The following is a 17312-nucleotide window of genomic DNA, read 5'->3' as shown; positions in this document are numbered from 1 at the left end:
TCAGGGGCGGGCGCCCGCGATCAGCTCCTGCAGGTCGCCGCGGGTGATGTCGGCACCGGCGGTGCGCTGGCGCGCGGTCGCCTGTGGGTCCGGCCGCGGCACCGGGTCGCACTTGCTGTCGGAGACGCGGCCCGGCTTGCGCGCGGGCAGCTCGCCGGTGGCCAGGTAGGCGGCCACCAGGTTGTCCACACAGGACACGCCGTTGAGCGAACCGGCGTGCGTGGTGCCGCCGACGCCCTCGACCAGCGACGATTTCGGGAACCGCGCGCGGGTTTCCAGGCTGCCCTCGAACGGGGTCGCCGCGTCGAGGGTCTCGCTGATCAGCAGGATGCCCGGCGCCTTCCGGCCGTCGACCTTGACCGGCTTGCCCGCCTTCGCGGGCCAGGTCAGGCACGGTGCGTTGAACCAGGCGTTGCCCCAGGTCTCGAACGGGGCGCGCAGGAAGGTCCTCCAGTTGTCGGCCCGCCACCGGTTCCAGCTCGTCGGCCACTGCACGTCGGTGCACTGGACGGCGAGGTACATGGCGAAACCGTTGTCGCTGCCCGGGCCCTGGCCGTTGGCCGAGTCGTAGAGGGCCTTGAGCCCGCTGAAGTCGCCGTTGTTCACCCACGCGGAGAACGCTTCGGCGATGCCCTCCCAGCCGAAGACGTAGTAGCCCGCGGGCAGGAAGATGTCCACCCACTCGTCGGGGCCGATGACGCCGCCCGCGGGTTCCTTGAGCAGCTTGGCCTGCTGGACGTAGAACAGCTTCTGCACGTCCTTGCCGCTGGTGCCCAGGTGGTAGACCGCGTCGTGCTCGGCGATCCAGTCGAAGTAGATCGACATGTTCTTGTCGAACGCCACGTCCTGCACGAGGTTCGCCTCGTACCAGACCTTGCGCGCGTCGACGTTGCCGTCGAGCACCATCCGGCGCACCCGCTCCGGGTACAGGGTCGCGTAGACCTGGCCCAGGTAGGTGCCGTAGGAGAACCCGTAGTAGTTGATCTGCTGCTGGCCGAGGGCCTTGCGCAGCACGTCGACGTCGTTGACCGTGTCGGTGGTCTTGACGTGGTCGAGCAGGTCACCGCCCGCCGCGCCGCAGGCGGCGGAGTAGCCCTTGGACCGGTCGAGCCAGGTCTTCTCCAACTCCGGGGTCACCGGGACGTAGAACGGCCGGTTGTAGGAGAAGTAGTTCCCGTCGCAGGACAGGGACGGCCGGCTGGAGCCGACGCCGCGCGGGTCGAAGCCGATCCAGTCGTAGGCCAAGCCCGCGCCGTCCGGCACGAACTCACCGAGCACCGACAGCGTCAGGCCGGACCCGCCGGGACCACCCGGGTTGGTGATCATGACGCCCTGGTACTGCTCCCGCGCCACCTTCGCCTTGATCCGGGACACCGCGATCTTGATCTTCGTGCCGGTGGGCCTCGCGTAGTCCAGCGGCACCTCCAGGAACCCGCACTCCGCGCCGCGGCGGGCCAGCGCCGCGCTCGCGCAGGTGCCCCACGCGATCGGCGCCGGGTCGTAGGCCACCTGGGCGGGCACGGCCTCGGCGGGCGTGGCCGAGACGGTGGGCGCCAGGGCAACACCCCCGACCACGACACCGACCGCGGCGGCGATCGCCACGATTTTCCTCAACTGCTGCCCCTTTCTCGCGCTGTCCGGTCCACTCTCCGCGACGGACCGCTCGATGCTGCCCCTCGACACGGCTGTTGGGAATAGCCGTTCGGAGGAATTCCGCGTCCCGGTGGGGGTTTGGGGGCGGGTGTCCGAAAAAGACGGTGGGGGGCGCCCGCGGGCACCCCCCACCGTCGTGGGCTGTTCAGCGCAGTCAGCCGCGCAGCGCGGCCCCGTGGCGTTCCGCGGCCGCGGCCACGGCGGCGTCGCGGGCCGCGGTGGCCTCCTCGACCGTCAGCGTCCGGTCGGCCGCGCGGAAGCGCAGCGAGTACGCCAGCGACCGCTTGCCCTCGCCGACCTGCTCACCGGTGAAGACGTCGAACAGGCTCAGCTCCTCCAGCAGGTCTCCCCCGCCGGAGCGCAGCGTGCGGGTCAGCTCGCCGACCGGGACCGAGTCCTCGACGACCAGCGCCACGTCCAGCAGGACCGGCGGGTACGGCGAGACCTTCGGCACCGGCCTGCGCTCCACCAGCGGCAGCAGGTCGAGGTCGAGTTCCATGGCGCAGGTGCGCTTGGGCAGCCCGAACGCCTCCACGACCTTCGGGTGCAGCTCGCCCGCGTGCCCCACCGGGAAGTCGCCCACCCGGAGCTGGGCGCAGCGGCCCGGGTGCCACGGCGCGGTGTCGCCCTGGGTGACGGTCAGCTCCACCCCGGCGGCCTCGGCGACCAGCCGGGCGGCCTGCACCGCGTCGGCCCAGTCTGCCTGTTCGGCCTTGCCCCACCAGCCCGCGCGGACCCGCGGCCCGGCCAGCACCACCGCGACGTGCGTGGGCTGCGCGGGCAGCGCGGCGTCGAGGGCGGCGACCTCCGGTCCGGAGGGGCGCCCGGCGACGCCGACCGACGGCATCGGGGACTGCTGGGCGCGCGGGAGCACGACCTGCCCGACGTGGAACAGCGACACCTCGCGGGCGCCCCGGGACACGTTGCGCACCACCGTGTCCAGCAGACCGGGCAGCAGCGTGGTGGCCAGCTCGTCGCGGTCGGACTCCAGCGGGTTGAGCACCTTCACCGTGCGCCTGCGCGGGTCGTCGGCGTCGAGGCCGAGGGCGTCCCAGGCCGTCGGGGAGACGAACGGGAACGGCAGCACCTCGACGAACCCGTGCTCGGCCAGCGTCCGCGACACCTGGCGGCGGCGGCGCTGCGCGGCGGTCAGGCCGCGGCCGGACGGCGCCTTGGGCAGCACCGCCGGGATGGTGTCGTAGCCCTGCAACCGCAGCACCTCCTCCACCAGGTCCGCGGGCTGGTTGAGGTCCGCGCGCCAGCTCGGCGGGTACGCGGTGACGGTGGGCGTGCCGTCGTCGGCGGCGCCCACCTCGACCCGGCAGCCGATCTGCTGCAGGCGGCCTGCGGTCACGCCGCGGTCGTAGCGCACCCCGGCGACCCGGTCGGGCAGGTCCATGGCCATCACGACCGGCGCGGGCAGCGCCGGGTGGCCGACGTCGGTGCGGCCGGGGTGGATCGTGCCGTCGCCGTAGTCGCGCAGCAGCCGGGCCGCGCGCTCCAGGGCGGCGGGCGCCAGCGCCGGGTCGACGACCCGCTCGAAGCGCTTGGACGCCTCCGACGGCAGCTTGTGCCTGCGGACCGCGCGGGCGATCGAGGCCGGGTCCCACACGGCGGCTTCGAGCAGGATGTCGGTGCTCTCCGGCGTCACCTCGGTGCTCGCCCCGCCCATGACGCCCGCCAGCGAGACCGGCCCGGAGTCGTCGGCGATGACGATGTCGTCCGGGTCCAGCGCGCGGGTGGCGCCGTCGAGGGTGGTCAGCTTCTCCCCCGCGGTGGCCCGGCGGACGGTGAGCCCGCCGCTGAGCTTGGCGGTGTCGAAGGCGTGCATCGGCTGGCCGAGTTCGAGCATCACGTAGTTGGTGACGTCGACGGCCAGGGAGATGGAGCGGATGCCCGCGAGCATCAGCCGCCTGCGGATCCAGAACGGCGTCGGCGCGGTCGGGTCGACCCCGGTCACCCGGCGCAGCACGAACCGCGGGCACGCCTGCTCGTCGGTGACGGTGACCGGCGTGGACGGGCCCTCGGCGGCGGGCACGTCGATCGCCGCCGGGTCGAGCAGCCGCTGGTCCAGCGCGCAGGCCAGCTCCCTGGCCAGGCCGCGCACCGAGAAGCAGTAGCCGCGGTCGGGGGTCAGCGCCAGCTCGATGACGGTGTCGGTCAGCTCCAGCAGCTCGATCGCGTCGTCACCGGGCTCGACGTCGGAGTTCTCCCCGCTGGGCAGCACCATGATGCCGCTGTGGTCGTCGCCGAGGCCCAGCTCCGAGGCCGAGCAGATCATGCCGTTGCTGACCCGGCCGTAGGTCTTGCGGGAGGCGATGGCGAAGTCACCGGGCAGCACCGCCCCGGGCAGCGCCACCACGACCAGGTCGCCCTCGACGAAGTTGCGGGCGCCGCAGACGACCTCGGTGGTCTCCGGTGCGCCGTCGTCGGTCTCGCCGACCTCGACCACGCAGAACCGGATGGGCTTCTTGAACTCGGTCAGCTCCTCGATGGAGACCACGCGGCCGACCACGACCGGACCGGTGACCGGGCCGAGCGGGCTGACCTCCTCGACCTCCAGGCCGACCCGGGTGAACGCCGCGGCGATCTGCTCGGCGTCGAGGTCCCGGTGCTCACCGGAGAGTTCGAGCTGCTGGGTGAGCCAGCTTACGGGGATCCTCACTGGGCCTCCGTGCCGAAGGGAAGGGTGAACCGGACATCGCCCTCGACCATGTCGCGCATGTCGGGGATGCCGTTGCGGAACTGGAGCGTGCGCTCGAGGCCCATGCCGAAGGCGAACCCGGTGTAGACGTCCGGGTCGACGCCGCAGGCGCGCAGGACGTTGGGGTTGACCATGCCGCAGCCGCCCCACTCGACCCAGCCCGCGCCGCCCTTCTTCTCGGCGAACCACACGTCGGGTTCGGCGGAGGGCTCGGTGAACGGGAAGAACGACGGCCGCAGCCGCACCTTCGCCTCGTCGCCGAACATGGCCTTGGCGAACGCGTCCAGGGTGCCCTTGAGGTGGGCCATGGTCAGGCCCTTGTCGATGGCCAGCCCCTCCACCTGGTGGAACACCGGGGTGTGGGTGGCGTCGAGCTCGTCGGTGCGGAACGTGCGACCGGGGCAGACGACGTAGACCGGCAGGTCGCGCTCCAGCAGCGCGCGGACCTGCACCGGGGAGGTGTGCGTGCGCAGCACCAGCCCGGAGTCCTCCGGCGCGACGTAGAAGGTGTCCTGCATGGTGCGCGCCGGGTGGTCCTTGCCGAAGTTGAGGGCGTCGAAGTTGAACCACTCCGCCTCCAGCTCGGGCCCCTCGGCGATCTCGTAGCCCATGCCGACGAACACGTCGGCGATCCGCTCCGACAGCGTGGTCAGCGGGTGCCGGGCGCCGCGCGGGGCGCGGTCCCACGGGAGGGTGACGTCGACGCCCTCCTCCCGCAGGACCCGCTCGTCCCGCTCGGCCTGCAACCGGGCCAGCCGCTCGTCGAACGCGGCCTTGATCTCGGTCTGCGCCTCGTTGACCCGCTTGCCCGCCTCGGAGCGCGCCTTGGGCGGCAGCGCGCCGATCTCCCGGCGGGCCAGCAGCAGGGGCGACTTGTCGCCGAGGTGGGCGGGCTTGGCCGCGGCGAGCGCGTCCAGGTCGGTCGCGGCGGCGAACGCCTCGCGGGCGGTGCCGACGGCGGCCTGGAGCGTCTCCGGCGCGAGCGCCGCGACCTCCTTCGGGTCGTACGGGTCGTTGGCTCCGGACATGGTTGGTGGACAGCTCCCCGGGGGTCCTATGCGGCCTGACGCGCACCCGGTCGGCCGGGTGAACAACTCGATCCTAGGTGATCGGCCTCCGGCACCTGAACCGAGTTCCACCTGCGGCGTTTCCCCTGGCGGGCTCAGCCGAAGGGGATCTCGAAGTGGACGGTCTGGAACCGGGTGGGGTCGCCGTCGCGGCCGTCGTGGATCTCCTTGGCCACCGACCGCCAGAACGCCTCGGCGCCCTCGACCCTGGTGTCGGTGTGCAGGCAGAGCACGTCGTAGCCGGGGGTGTCGGCGACGAACCGGGTGGCCAGGTCGACCAGGCCCCTGGCCAGCCCGTGCCTGCGGTGCTCGGGGCGCACGTAGACGCGGAAGAGCTGCGCGGTGCGCCCCGCCGGGTAGCGCTCGGCCAGCCAGGCCGGGTGCGGCGGGCTGGTCGGGGCGACCGCCCGCACGGCGGTGGTCGCCACCACCTCCTCGCGGCCGTCGTCGTGGGTCAGCGCGGCGACGAACAGCGCGTGCCGGGGGGTGCGCAGGTAGGCGCCGTCGAGGTCGATGACGTCGCCGTGCCAGGCGGGCGTGTACCCGTAGCCCAGGTCTCGGTAGAGCGTGTCGAGGATGACGGAGCGCGCGCCGTCGAGGTCGTCCGGGCGGGCTTGGCGCAGGTCGTAGCGCATGGGTTGATCCTTCTACCGGTTGTGCAGGCCGCCCTCCTGGACGGCCAGGGTGCGGTCGGCCAGTCGGGCGACCGCGGCCTCGTCGTGGGTCACCACGACCAGGGCCAGGTCCAGGTCGGCGAGGTGGTCGAGGACCACCCGCCGGGTGCGGGCGTCGAGGCCCGCGGTGATCTCGTCGCACACCAGGACGCGCGGCCGCGCCAGCAGCGCCCGCGCCAGCGCGGCCCGCCGCAGCTCGCCGCCGGAGAGCGCACCGGGTCGCCGGGCCGCGGTGGCCCGGTCGAGGCCGAGGGTGCGCAGCAGGGCGGCGGCCTCGTCCCGCGCGTCCGGTGTGGACAGCCCGCGCAGGCGCACGGCGGTGCGGGCGACCTGGTCGAGCACGGGCCTGCGGTCGTCGAAGGACAGGCGGGCGTCCTGGAAGACGTACTGCACGCCGCCGTCGACGGTGATGGTGCCCGCGCTGGGCCGGTGCAGCCCGGCGATGGCGCGGGCGAGGGTGGTCTTGCCCTGCCCGGAGCGCCCGGTGATGGCCACGCACTCGTCCGCGGCCAGGCGGAGGCTGACGCCGTCGAGCACGCGGTTGCGCCGGTAGCCGACGCTGAGGCCGTCGACGCTGAGCACGGTCGGCCCGGTGGGCGGCGGCTTGGGGGCGGGGGTCGGGGTGGGCTCGGGTGGGCGGGTCTCGGTGGGGACGCCCGCGTGCAGGGTGAGGACGTCGTCGGCGAGTTCGTCGACCAGGTCGAGGTCGTGCGACAGGAGCAGGACGCCGACACCGCGGTCGGCGAGGCCCTTGAGCTGCGCGGCCACCTCGCCCCGGCTCAGCGAGTCCTGCCCGGTGGTCGGCTCGTCGGCGATCACCACGGCCGGGTCGCCGATGAGGGTCTGGGCCAGCACCAACCGCTGCTGCTGCCCGCCGGAGAGCTGGTGCGGCAGCCTGCGGCGGAACCTCCACGCGGAGTCCAGACCGACCCGGGTGAGGACGTCGCGGACGACGGGACCGGGGTCGGTCCCCGGCTTGCGGGCGCGGACGACCTCCCGCAGCACACCGCCGATCCGGCGCACGGGGTTGAGCACGGTCGAGGGGTGCTGCGGCACGAACCCGACGAACCCGGCGGTGGCGACGTCGCCGTGGACGTCGCCCGGGGCCTCGCCGAGGAGGGCGAGCGCGGTGGTGGTCTTGCCGCTGCCGGACTCCCCGACCAGGGCGAGGACCTTCCCGGCTGGCAGCTCGAAGCTCACCCCGTCCACGACCGGGCGGCCGTCGACGACCACGCGGAGGTCGCGCACCCGGGCCGCGAGCCCGCTGCCCGCAAGATCATCCGTGCGCTGGAGCCCCCGAATCGATCCAACCGCGGGGGTCTGACGCGATTCGCCGCTCGAAGCCGGGTTGTCCACAGGCGGGGTGCCGGTGGGAGGCGCATCCGCGGGCGAGGTGGCGGGGGTCGGCGTGACCACGGGTGGGGCAGCGGCGGGGTCGTCGGCCACGGCGCGCGGAGTCCGCCGCCCCCCGGCACGCGGGGTGGCGGTGGAGTGGGCGTCGAAGAGGAGGTTGACGCCGACGGACAGGGACACGATCAGCAGGGCGGGGACGACGACCGCCCAGGGCACCAGGTAGCTCCCACCCTGGTTCCGGTCCACCATCACCGCCCAGTCCGAGGCGTCCGGGGCCACGCCGACGCCCAGGAACGCCGCCGAGGCCACCAGGTACACCGAGGAGGTGAACCGCACGCCGAGGTCGGCGACCACGGTGGGCAGCACGGACCGCCCCACGTACCCGCCGGAGGTCCGCCACCACCCCTCGCCCTGCATCCGCATGGCCTCCACCACCGGCCCGGACGCGGCGGGCAGCGCGGCCGCCCGCACCACCCTGGCCACCTCCGGCACCAGCACCACCACCACGACCCCCACCAGCGTCGCGGTCCCCGGCGAGCTGAGCCCGGCCACCAGCACCAGGACGAGCAGCGAGGGCACGGCCAGCACCAGGTCCAGCGGGCGCATCAGCACCTCGTCCACCCACCGCCTGCGCGAGGTCGCCGCCACCAGCGCCAGCGGGATCCCCAGCGCGTAGGCCAACCCGGTGGCCACCAGAGCCACCAGCACCACGGTCCGCCCACCCAGCAGCACCTGCTCGAACACATCCCGCCCGACGAAGTCGGTCCCCAGCACCCCCTCGGTGGAGAACGCCACCGACCGCGAAACCTCCCCGACGAACAGCGGCCCGAACACGGCCACCAGCAGCGGCACCCCCACCAGCACCAGGGGAACCACCCGCTTCACCCAGCCGCCCCCGCCCGCAGCACCCGCCACCTGAGCACCACCGGAACCAACAGCGCCCGCACCAGTGCCACCTGCGCCGGTGCTGCCACCGGCATCCACCGAGTCCACACCGGCCACAGTCCCACCAGCCGCGCTCCCAACCCCCTCGATGCGACCAAGGGCACTCCCGCGGTCAGCGCGCGCCGCGCGCACTCCGACGGCAGGCCCGGCAGCCACGTCGACCACACTCCCCTCACCGGCAGCGGCATCCGCCGAACGAGCACCCGACCGGTCCGGCCCACCGGGACCGGCACCCTCCACTCCGGACATCACACCCCCACCCCCGCCCGTGGCGCCAGTCGAAACGACAGCGCGTCAGCCATCAGGTTCACCGTCACCGTCGTGGTGGCGAACAGCAGTGCCAGTCCCTGCACCACCGGCAGGTCCCGCGCCGCCACCGCGTCCACCAGGATCGTGCCGACGCCGGGCAGGACGAACACCGCTTCCACCACGACCACCCCGCCCAGCAGCCAGTCGGTGGTGCGGGCCAGTTGGGTGGCGGCGGGGGCCAGGGCGTTGGGGAGGGCGTGCGCGAGCCGGACCCGCCGCCCGGACAGGCCGAGGCGGTGGGCGTGGCGCACGTATTCGGCCCCGTTGGCGGTGATCATCGAGGCGCGGACCAGGCGGCTGATGGAGCACACCGGGCGGGCCAGGAGCACGACCAGCGGCAGCAGGAGCACCACCGGGTCCAGCAGCGGGTCCACGCCCACCGCCGTGGGCGGCAGCCAGCCGAGGCCGATGCCGAAGACCGCCACCAGCAGGATCGCCAGGGCGAATTCCGGTACGGCGTGCAGGCCGATGAACACCGCCGTCAGCCCGCGGTCGAGCCTGCTGCCGGGGCGCCGGGCGGCGAGCACGCCCAGGCCGACCGCCAGCGGCACCAGCAGCACCAGCGTCGCCCCGGCGAGGGTGGCGGTGACGCCGAGGCCCGAGCCGATGATGTCGGTCACCGCCCGGCCCGACACGACCGAGGTGCCCAGGTCGCCGTGGGCCAGGGCGGCGAGCCAGTCCAGGAGGCGCTCGGGGATCGGGCGGTCGAGGCCGAGGGACACGCGGATGCGCTCGATCCGCCCCGGGTCCGGGTCGTCGCCGGCGAGGGCGACGGCGGCGTCGCCGGGGAGGGCCTCGACCAGGAGGAAGACCGCCACGGCGAGGGTGAGGACCTGCGCCAGGCCGAGGAGTGCGCGGCGACCCAGGTAGCTGCTCACCCCAGCCACACCGTGTCGAAGCGGGCCCAGTCCAGGGTGTTGGCCGGTGCCGTGCGGACCCCGCCGACCTTCGCGGCGGTGCCGACGATCCAGTCGGCCTGGCCCCAGATGAGGTAGCCGCCCTCGGCGTGCAGGACGCGCTGCATCTCGCCGTAGGCCGCGGCGCGGGCCGATTCGTCCGTTGTGGACACGGCCTTGTCGTAGAGGGCGTCGAACTCCGGGCGGGTCCACTTGGTGGTGTTGGTGGTCGACGAGGACAGCAGGCGGCCGGAGATGTGCGACTCGATGGGCATGGCGCCGGAGCGGAAGCTGGTCAGCGAGCCGTTCTTGAGCGAGTTCGCCCAGTAGGTGTCCTTGTCGCCCACCGCGACCTGCACGTCAAGGCCCGCGGCGCGGGCCTGCTCGGCGAACACCGTCGCGGCCTCGACGAAGCCGGTGGCGGCCGTGCTGGTGTCCAGCCGCACCGCCAGCCCCTGCGCGCCCGCGCGGTTGATCAGCCACCGGGCCCGGTCGAGGTCGCGGGTGCGCTGCGGGATGTCCTCGGCGTAGTACTTGAAGCCCTTGCCGAACAGGTCGTTGCCGACCTGTCCCGCGCCGGAGAGGGTGCTGTCGACGAGCTGTTGGCGGTCGGTCAGCAGGAACATCGCCTCGCGCAGGTCGCGGTTGTCGAACGGCGGGCGGTCGACCTTCATGGCGAAGGCCTGGATGCCGGAGTTGGGGGCGCGCAGGATCGACAGGCCGCGGCCCTCGTGGCTGCGGGCGGTGACCGGGGACAGGTCGTGGGCGTACTCGACCTGCCCGCCCAGCAGCGCGTTGATCCTGGCCGACTCCTCGTTGGCGAGCACGAACTCCAGCTCGTCGAGGTGCGGCGGGTTCTCCCAGTAGTCGGCGTTGCGGGTCAGCAGGGTGGAGCGGCCCGGGGTGAACGTGCCGAACCGGAAGGGGCCGGACCCGACCGGCTTGGTGAAGTCCTCGGTGGATTCCGGGATGATGTAGGCGGAGAACGACGCGAGTGCGTTGGGGAACTCGGCGAACGGCCTGGTCAGCGCGAACTCCACGGTCCGGTCGTCGACGGCGCGGCTGTTGGCCAGGTCGATCAGCGACAGGCTGGCCTTGGCCCGGAAGGCGCGCTTGGGGTCCATGATCCGGGCGTAGCTGGCGAGCACGTCCTGCGGGCGCACCGGCTTGCCGTCGTGGAACACCGCCTTGCGCAGGGTGATCCGCCAGCGGGTCAGGTCCGCGCTTGGCTCCCACCGCTCCGCCAGCCTGGGCACCGGCGCGGCGTCGTCGCCGAGGTCGGCGAGCTTGTCGTAGAGGGCCTTGGACCGGGCCGCCTCGACGAACAGGTTGGCCAGGTGCGGGTCCAGCACCTCCTTGGCGCCGCCACCGGCGAAGGCGGCGCGCAGCCTGCCGCCCCGGCGCGGCTCGCCCGCGGCGCTGCCGGAGCCCCCGCCGGGTGAACCGCACCCGGTGAGGGCGGCCAGGGACGCCCCGGCGGTGAGGCCGAGGAAGAGACGACGGTCGATCATGGGGGTTCCTTACCGGTGGGGACGCCTGCGGGCGACCAGGTGCAGGCGGTCGCCGGTCAGGCCGGAGGACAGCGGCGCGTCGGGGCGCCAGGGCTCGTCGGTGCGGGGTCCTGGGCTGTCGAACAGGGCGGGCACGTCGAAGCCCGCGCGGTCGCAGAAGGCGCGCAGCTCCTGCGGGAACAGCAGCCGCCAGGCGGAGTCCTGGGCGAGCGGCTCGGTCTGCCCCGGCCACTCCCAGACCCGGTGCCTGCGCAGCAGCTGCTCGGCGTGGTCGAGGTACAGCCTCGTGTGCGAGGTGTGCGGCACGCCGTCGACGGTCACGGTCCGGGTGCGGACGCCGTCGAGCAGGTCGGTGTTGCCGGGGGTCCCGGCCAGGAAGAACGCCCCGTTGCGCATCTCGGCGACGAGCAGCCCGCCGGGCACCAGGTGCCGGTGGCAGCGGTCCAGGCAGGCGTTCAGGTCGTCGTTGGTGTGGCAGTAGAGCAGGGCGCTGTCGAGGCAGGTGATGGCGTCGAACTCCCGGCCGAGGTCGAAGTCGCGCAGGTCGCCCTCGACGAAGGTCGCGGCCGAGTGGTGGGCGGTGGCGTACTCCAGCATGGCCCGCGAGGAGTCCAGGCCGACGACCTCGTGGCCGAGGGCGGCCAGGTGCCCGGCGTCGCGGCCGGTGCCGCAGCCCAGGTCCAGGACGCGCAGGGGCCGGGAGGCGCCGAAGCGGGCGAGCACGTCGTGGGCGAACCGGGCGGCGCGGTGCTCGGGGTCGGGGAACTGCCGCTCGTAGATGGCCGGGTTGTCGGTCAGGAAGTTGCTCATGCCACCCTCTCCGGTTCCGGCGCCAGCGCGCCTCGGCGGTCCAGCAGCAGCACGCCGACCGCGCCGCCGATCCCGAGCAGCAGGCACAGCACCGACGCCGCCCAGCCGTGGCGGCCCTCCCCCGCCCAGCCGACGACCACGGTGCTGACCGCCGCGACCGCCCCGGACCCGAGGTAGAACACGCCGAAGTAGGTCCCGGTGACCCGCTCGGCGCCGAAGGCGGGGATCAGCTCGTAGACGAACGGCTGGGCCACCGCCAACCCCACCGCCAGCAGCACCGCCGCGATCAACACCGGCACCAGCCCCGGCCACACCGCCCCCGGTGACGGCCACAGGTACGCCAGCGCCGGGGCGGCGAACGCCAGCCCCATCAGCACCAGCCCGAGGGCGATCGACCACCCGCGCGGCCGGTCGGCCAGCGCCCGGGTGATCCGCACCTGCGCGAGCAGCGTCACCACGGTCGAGGCGATGAACAGCGCCGCGACCGACGCGGGCGTCCCGGTCAGCCTGCGCGCCTCGACCGGCAGGACGAGGTAGAGCTGGTTCTGCAACGCGAACATCCCGCTCAGCGCCAGCGTGAACGCCACGAACCGCTTGTTGCCCAGGCACTCGCGCACGTCCGCCCACACCGTCCCCGGTGCGGGCGGCACGGCCCTGGCGGGCAGGACCAGCGCCTGCGCGACGGTCAGCGCCGCGAAGATCCCGGCCGCGACGACGGCCGAGACCCGGAAGTCGACGAGCAGCAGCGCCGCGCCGAGCACCGGGCCGACCAGGGCGCCGGTCTGGGCGAAGACGTTGAACAGCGCGAACGCGTCCGCCCGCTGCCCCTCCCCGACCTCCAGGGAGATGTAGGCGCGCACCGCCGGGTTGAACAGCGCCCCGGCCAGCCCGCTGAGCACGGCGGCGGCCAGCAGCACCGGCAGCGACTCCCCCACGGCGAACAGCCCGAACCCCACCGCCCGCAGGCCGCAGCCCGCGATGATCACCCCGCGGGCGCCGAGCCGGTCGGAGGCGGTGCCGCCGAGCAGGAACAGGCCCTGCTGGCTGAGGTTGCGCGCCCCGAGCACCAAGCCGACGGTGGCGATGGTCAGCCCGATGTCCTCGGTGAGGTAGGTGGCCAGGTACGGGATCAGCAGGTAGAAGCCCGCGTTGACGCCGAACTGGTTGACCAGCAGCAGTCGCACGGCCGGGGGGAAGCGCCTCATCGGCGGACGACCCCCAGGCCCGCCCGGCCGCTGAGCCGCAGCGTGCCGTCCTCGCCGCCGAGCCCGGTCCACGGGTCGCGGGCCAGCAGCAGGTGCCCGTCGAGGTCGACCCAGCGGGCGTGCGGGGTGAGCTGCACGGCCGGGGCGATGCCCAGCGAGCTGGCGACCAGGCAGCCCAGCATGACGTCCATCCCGGCGCCGCGGGCGGCGGTGACGATCTCCCGGGCGGCCCGCAGCCCGCCGCACTTGGCCAGCTTGACGTTGATGCCGTCGACGGCGCCGACCAGCCCGCGCACGTCGTCGAGGGTGCTCGCGTCCTCGTCGGCGATCAGCGGCACCGGGGAGCGGGCGCCGACCCAGGCGAGCCGGTCCGGGGTGCCCGGGGCGATCGGCTGCTCCACGGCGTCGAGCAGCAGGTCGGCGGTGCGTTCCAGGAAGCGCACGGTGTGCTCGGGGGTCCAGGCGCCGTTCGGGTCGAGCAGCAGCCGGGCTTCCGGGGCGGCGGCCCGGACCGCGGTCAGCCTGGCCAGGTCGTGCTCGTCGCCCGCTTTGACCTTGAGCACGGAGAACCCCTGGGCCACCAGGGCCCCCGCCTTGGCCGCCGCGTCCTGCGGCGAGGACAAGCCGATCGTGTAGGCCGTCGGCACGGCCGTCCACTCCGGACTGTCGAACAGCGCGTGCGTGGGCACCCCGGCCCGCTTGCCCAGCAGGTCGTGCACCGCGGCGTCGGCGGCGGCGCGCACCCCGGGCGGCCCGTGCGGCAGCGCGTCGAGCAACTGCTCCGGCGTCGCCGCGGCCTCCACCACGCGCTGCCAACCGGTCAGCGCCGCGGCGATGCCGTCGACGTCCAGGCGGAAGTACTCGCTGGTCACGACCTCGCCGTGGCCCAGCCGCCCCTCGTGCTCCAGGGTCAGCTCCACCGCCTGCCGCCCGGCCATGACCGAGCGGGAGATGCGGAACGGCTCGCGCAGCACCAGCTCCCGGGTGCTCCAGACCAGCTTCACGCGGGCACCGCCTCGCGCACGGCGAGCGGATCGGCGACCGCGCGGCACCGGGCCCACTCCGACACCGTCACCGCGGCCGGGTCGGCCACCTCCACCGGGTGCGCGCTGGGGTTGCCGAACAGCCCGCGGGCGCGGCAGAACCCGTCGTCGAAGATCGTGTCCAGGTAGCGGTGGGCGCCGTCGGGGAAGATCGTGACGACCTCGGCCCACGGTTCCACCCGCGCCGCCCACGCCGCGACCAGCGCCACCGCGCCGGTGCTCCACCCGCCGGTGACGAACGCGCCCCTGGCCAGCCTGCGGCAGGAGTCGACGACCTCCACCGGGCCCAGCCAGTGCACCTCGTCGAACTGCGGGTAGTCCACGTTGCGCGGGTGGATGCTGCTGCCCAGCCCGCGCATGACCCGGGGCAGCGCGGGCTGCCCGAAGATGGTCGAGCCGACGGTGTCGACGCCGATCAGCCGCACCCCCGGCCGCCGCCTGCGCAGCTCGGCCACCACGCCCGCGCTGTGCCCGCCGGTGCCGACGCTGCACACCAGGACGTCGATGCGGTCGAGACGGTCGAGCAGCTCGGTGGCCAGGGACGCGTACCCGGCCGGGTTGTCCGGGTTGTTGTACTGGTCGGGCCAGAACGCCCCGGGCAGCTCGGCCAGCACCTCGTGCACCCGCTCCAGCCGGGCCTGCTGCCAGCCGCCCTGGGGGTGCGGTCGGCGCACGACCTCCAGCCGGGCCCCGTGCGCGCGCAGCATCGCCCGCATGGCGGGTTCGAGCTCGTCGTCGACGACCAGCACCACCGGGTGCCCCAGCGCCTGACCGGCGAAGGCCAGCCCCAGCCCGAGGGTCCCGCTGGTGGACTCCACGACGGTGGCGCCGGGGCGCAGCGCGCCCCTGGTCCGGGCGGCGCGCAGCATCGACACGGCGGCGCGCGCCTTCATCCCGCCCGCGCCCAGGCATTCCAGCTTCGCCCAGAAGCCGGGGTGCTCGTGCGGCAGCGGGGTGGTGATCCGGGCCAGCGGGGTGCGCCCGACCAGGTCGAGCAGTGCCGGGTTCGCGTTCACGCGGGCACCGCCCGGTACCGGTGGATCGGGGTGGGGCCGCCGTCGAGCCAGAAGAACGGGTACGGCTCGGCGGACACGGCCGTGGCGCCGTCGCCGATGAACCAGGGCAGCACGGCGCTGCCGGTCTGGGCGAAGAACACCAGCGGGACGCCGGTGGCGCGGGCGTGGTCGAGCAGGAGGTCCACGCCGTCGTCGCCGAGGGTCATGCCGGAGGCCAGGATCGCGTCGCAGTCGGTGAGCCCCTTGGCCGCGTCGCGGAGGATCGGCTCGCCCCACTCGGTGGTGCCGCCCTTGCGGTCGCAGGGGGTGTAGTCGACCCGCCGCAGCCGGAGGTGGTGCAGGAGCGAGTTGACGACGCCGACGACCAGGACCCGCTGCCCGGTGACCGGACCGAGCAGGTCGACCACGGTTTCCGCCCGGTGCAACGACTTCGTCAGCGAATCGCCCGCCGGGACGGTGATGGTCTCGGCCACGTCCGCGTGCGGGCGGACACCCATCAGGTACGCGTCCAGCGCCGCCACCCGCACCGCGCGGTCCGCGTGCTCCAGCAGCTCCGCGACGGGCCTGCCCACGCACTCGAACACCGCGTCGTCGGTGATCCGCCCCGGTTCCACCGCGCACGACCCCACGGCCGCGCCGACCCGCAGGCTGACCACCTCGTTGCGGTACCCCCCGTCGCGGCCGGGGTGGCGAACCCCTTGCCGGGTGGTGAAGCCGACGCTCACCCGCTGATCGGCCGGGTCCGGGCCCAGTTCCCCGGCGAGCGCGCGCCGCAGCAGCGCGTCGAGGCTCACGAGTAGGTCACCGACAGGGCGCCGACCAGTTCCTCGGCCCGCCGCCGGGCGCCCGCCCCGCGGTCGACGACCATGACGTGCCCCAGGTAGTGGTTGTTGCTGGTGGCGGGCCCGGCCTCGTGCCCGACCGGCTTGACGGCCCAGTCGACGACGTCGCCGTGCCCCAGCGCGTCCACCCCCTCGATCGCGGCGATCGTCCCGGGCCGCTCGGGCAGCAGGAAGCCGATCGCCGCGCTGCGCGCCCCGGTGTCGACGTGCCGCAGGTCCGGGTTCTCCCCCATCGCCAGGCGCGCGTAGACCATGGGCAGGTCGATCCCGGTGGTGCGGCGGACCAGTTCGGTGATCTGGTTGCCCGCCGGGCGCGGGTTCACCTCCACCAGCCGGGGACCGGCGGCGGTCAGCTTGATCTCGGTGTGCGCGACGGTCCGGTCCAAACCCAGGCGCCGCACCGCTTCCACCGCGGTCTCGGCGATCAGCGCGGTGGTCTCCTCCGGCAGGTCGGCCGGGAACATGTGTCCACTCTCGACGAACCAGGGGGAACCGGTGACGGACTTGTCCGTCACCCCGACCACGTGGGTGTTCCCCTCGAAGGTCACCGTCTCCACGCTGAACTCGGGTCCGTCGAGGAATTCCTCCAGCAGCACCAGCGGGTTGCGCTGCTGCCCGCGCGCGTTGACCGGGAAGCCCTCGATCGCCTCGACGGCCTCCTTCAGCTCCGCCGGGTTGGCCGCCACCCGCACGAACATCCCGGCGCAGAGGTCGACCGGCTTGACCACCACCGGGTACCCGATCCGCTCGGCCTCGGCGTGGGCGGCTTCGACGGTGTCGGTCAGCGCGAACGCGGGCCCGAGGTCGGGCAGCGCCTGCCGGGTCAGGTCCTTGCGGTAGGCGCGGTCGACGGCGTCGGGGTCCGGGCCCGGCAGGCGCAGGTGGTGCGCGATGCGGGCGGCGGTCTCCAGGTAGTAGTCGCAGGAGGTGATGACGCCGTCGAAGCGCAGGACGTCGTGGACCCGTTCGAGGTAGGGCAGGAGGGTGTCGAGGTCGTTGGTGTCCGCGGTCAGGACGTTGTCGGCGGCGAGCAGCGGGTGGGGGGTGGCGGGGGCGGAGCGCAGGTAGTGGTGCAGGTCCCGGGTGAGGAACGTGAACCGCCCCCCGGCCTCGCGGATCGCCCGCGGGAGCAGGGAACTCATCGCCCCGACCCAGCTCTCGACCATCAACAGGTGCCCCACGTCGCTCCCTCGCTCGGTGATGTTCGATCGGGGCGGAATGATAATCATTGTCGATCAAAGGGCACAAGTGCGTCCACTCGAATGAGTGATCACGATTGGGCCG

At 73.9% G+C, this 17312-nt stretch carries 13 protein-coding genes; all 13 read right to left on the bottom strand.

Annotated features, from left to right (window positions below; all coding sequences use genetic code 11):
- On the bottom strand, positions 1 to 1614 hold the full coding sequence (locus L6E12_RS21910) for an alpha/beta hydrolase (RefSeq protein ID WP_236229794.1): 1614 nt from the start codon (positions 1612 to 1614) through the stop codon (positions 1 to 3).
- Positions 1615 to 1807: 193 nt separating this feature from the next.
- Positions 1808 to 4318 carry a phenylalanine--tRNA ligase subunit beta gene (pheT, locus tag L6E12_RS21905; protein WP_236229793.1) on the bottom strand — a complete coding sequence of 837 codons (2511 nt, stop codon included), beginning with the start codon at positions 4316 to 4318 and terminating at the stop codon, positions 1808 to 1810.
- Complete coding sequence (pheS, locus tag L6E12_RS21900; protein ID WP_035285145.1) at positions 4315 to 5385, bottom strand: phenylalanine--tRNA ligase subunit alpha; 1071 nt, start codon at positions 5383 to 5385, stop codon at positions 4315 to 4317. The genes pheT and pheS overlap by 4 nt, the downstream gene beginning before the upstream one ends.
- A 134-nt stretch (positions 5386 to 5519) precedes the next feature.
- The gene (locus L6E12_RS21895) at positions 5520 to 6059 is read right to left on the bottom strand and encodes a GNAT family N-acetyltransferase (protein ID WP_236229792.1); all 540 of its coding nucleotides are present in this window, start codon (positions 6057 to 6059) and stop codon (positions 5520 to 5522) included.
- Positions 6060 to 6071: 12 nt separating this feature from the next.
- The gene (locus tag L6E12_RS21890; protein ID WP_308075118.1) at positions 6072 to 8366 is read right to left on the bottom strand and encodes an ATP-binding cassette domain-containing protein; all 2295 of its coding nucleotides are present in this window, start codon (positions 8364 to 8366) and stop codon (positions 6072 to 6074) included.
- 278 nt (positions 8367 to 8644) lie between these two features.
- Positions 8645 to 9583 carry an ABC transporter permease gene (locus L6E12_RS21885; protein WP_236229791.1) on the bottom strand — a complete coding sequence of 313 codons (939 nt, stop codon included), beginning with the start codon at positions 9581 to 9583 and terminating at the stop codon, positions 8645 to 8647.
- Positions 9580 to 11112, bottom strand: coding sequence for an ABC transporter substrate-binding protein (locus L6E12_RS21880; protein WP_236229790.1), 1533 nt, complete (start codon positions 11110 to 11112; stop codon positions 9580 to 9582). Before L6E12_RS21880 ends, L6E12_RS21885 begins: the two co-directional genes overlap by 4 nt.
- Before the next feature lie 9 nt (positions 11113 to 11121).
- Positions 11122 to 11922: a class I SAM-dependent methyltransferase gene (locus L6E12_RS21875; protein WP_236229789.1), complete on the bottom strand. Its 801-nt coding sequence runs from the start codon at positions 11920 to 11922 to the stop codon at positions 11122 to 11124.
- On the bottom strand, positions 11919 to 13127 hold the full coding sequence (locus L6E12_RS21870; protein ID WP_236229788.1) for an MFS transporter: 1209 nt from the start codon (positions 13125 to 13127) through the stop codon (positions 11919 to 11921). The genes L6E12_RS21875 and L6E12_RS21870 overlap by 4 nt, the downstream gene beginning before the upstream one ends.
- Entirely contained in the window at positions 13124 to 14131 is a 1008-nt protein-coding gene (locus L6E12_RS21865) for a dipeptide epimerase (RefSeq protein WP_236229787.1), read from the bottom strand. Before L6E12_RS21865 ends, L6E12_RS21870 begins: the two co-directional genes overlap by 4 nt.
- The gene (locus L6E12_RS21860; RefSeq protein ID WP_374201924.1) at positions 14128 to 15186 is read right to left on the bottom strand and encodes a PLP-dependent cysteine synthase family protein; all 1059 of its coding nucleotides are present in this window, start codon (positions 15184 to 15186) and stop codon (positions 14128 to 14130) included. Before L6E12_RS21860 ends, L6E12_RS21865 begins: the two co-directional genes overlap by 4 nt.
- On the bottom strand, positions 15183 to 15980 hold the full coding sequence (locus tag L6E12_RS21855) for a hypothetical protein (protein ID WP_236229786.1): 798 nt from the start codon (positions 15978 to 15980) through the stop codon (positions 15183 to 15185). The genes L6E12_RS21860 and L6E12_RS21855 overlap by 4 nt, the downstream gene beginning before the upstream one ends.
- Positions 15977 to 17209: an ATP-grasp domain-containing protein gene (locus L6E12_RS21850; protein ID WP_236229785.1), complete on the bottom strand. Its 1233-nt coding sequence runs from the start codon at positions 17207 to 17209 to the stop codon at positions 15977 to 15979. The genes L6E12_RS21855 and L6E12_RS21850 overlap by 4 nt, the downstream gene beginning before the upstream one ends.
- Between the last annotated feature and the right edge of the window lie 103 nt (positions 17210 to 17312).

The sequence above is a fragment of the Actinokineospora sp. PR83 genome (assembly GCF_021056305.1).
Taxonomy (GTDB): Bacteria; Actinomycetota; Actinomycetes; order Mycobacteriales; family Pseudonocardiaceae; genus Actinokineospora; species Actinokineospora spheciospongiae.
This window is presented reverse-complemented; position numbering and strand designations above follow the sequence as displayed.

Coding starts and splice junctions, on each gene's coding strand:
- pheS (WP_035285145.1), bottom strand. CDS start 5,385: ATGTCCGGAGCCAACGACCCGTACGACCCGAAGGAGGTCGCGGCGCTC.
- L6E12_RS21895 (WP_236229792.1), bottom strand. CDS start 6,059: ATGCGCTACGACCTGCGCCAAGCCCGCCCGGACGACCTCGACGGCGCG.
- L6E12_RS21880 (WP_236229790.1), bottom strand. CDS start 11,112: ATGATCGACCGTCGTCTCTTCCTCGGCCTCACCGCCGGGGCGTCCCTG.
- L6E12_RS21875 (WP_236229789.1), bottom strand. CDS start 11,922: ATGAGCAACTTCCTGACCGACAACCCGGCCATCTACGAGCGGCAGTTC.
- L6E12_RS21870 (WP_236229788.1), bottom strand. CDS start 13,127: ATGAGGCGCTTCCCCCCGGCCGTGCGACTGCTGCTGGTCAACCAGTTC.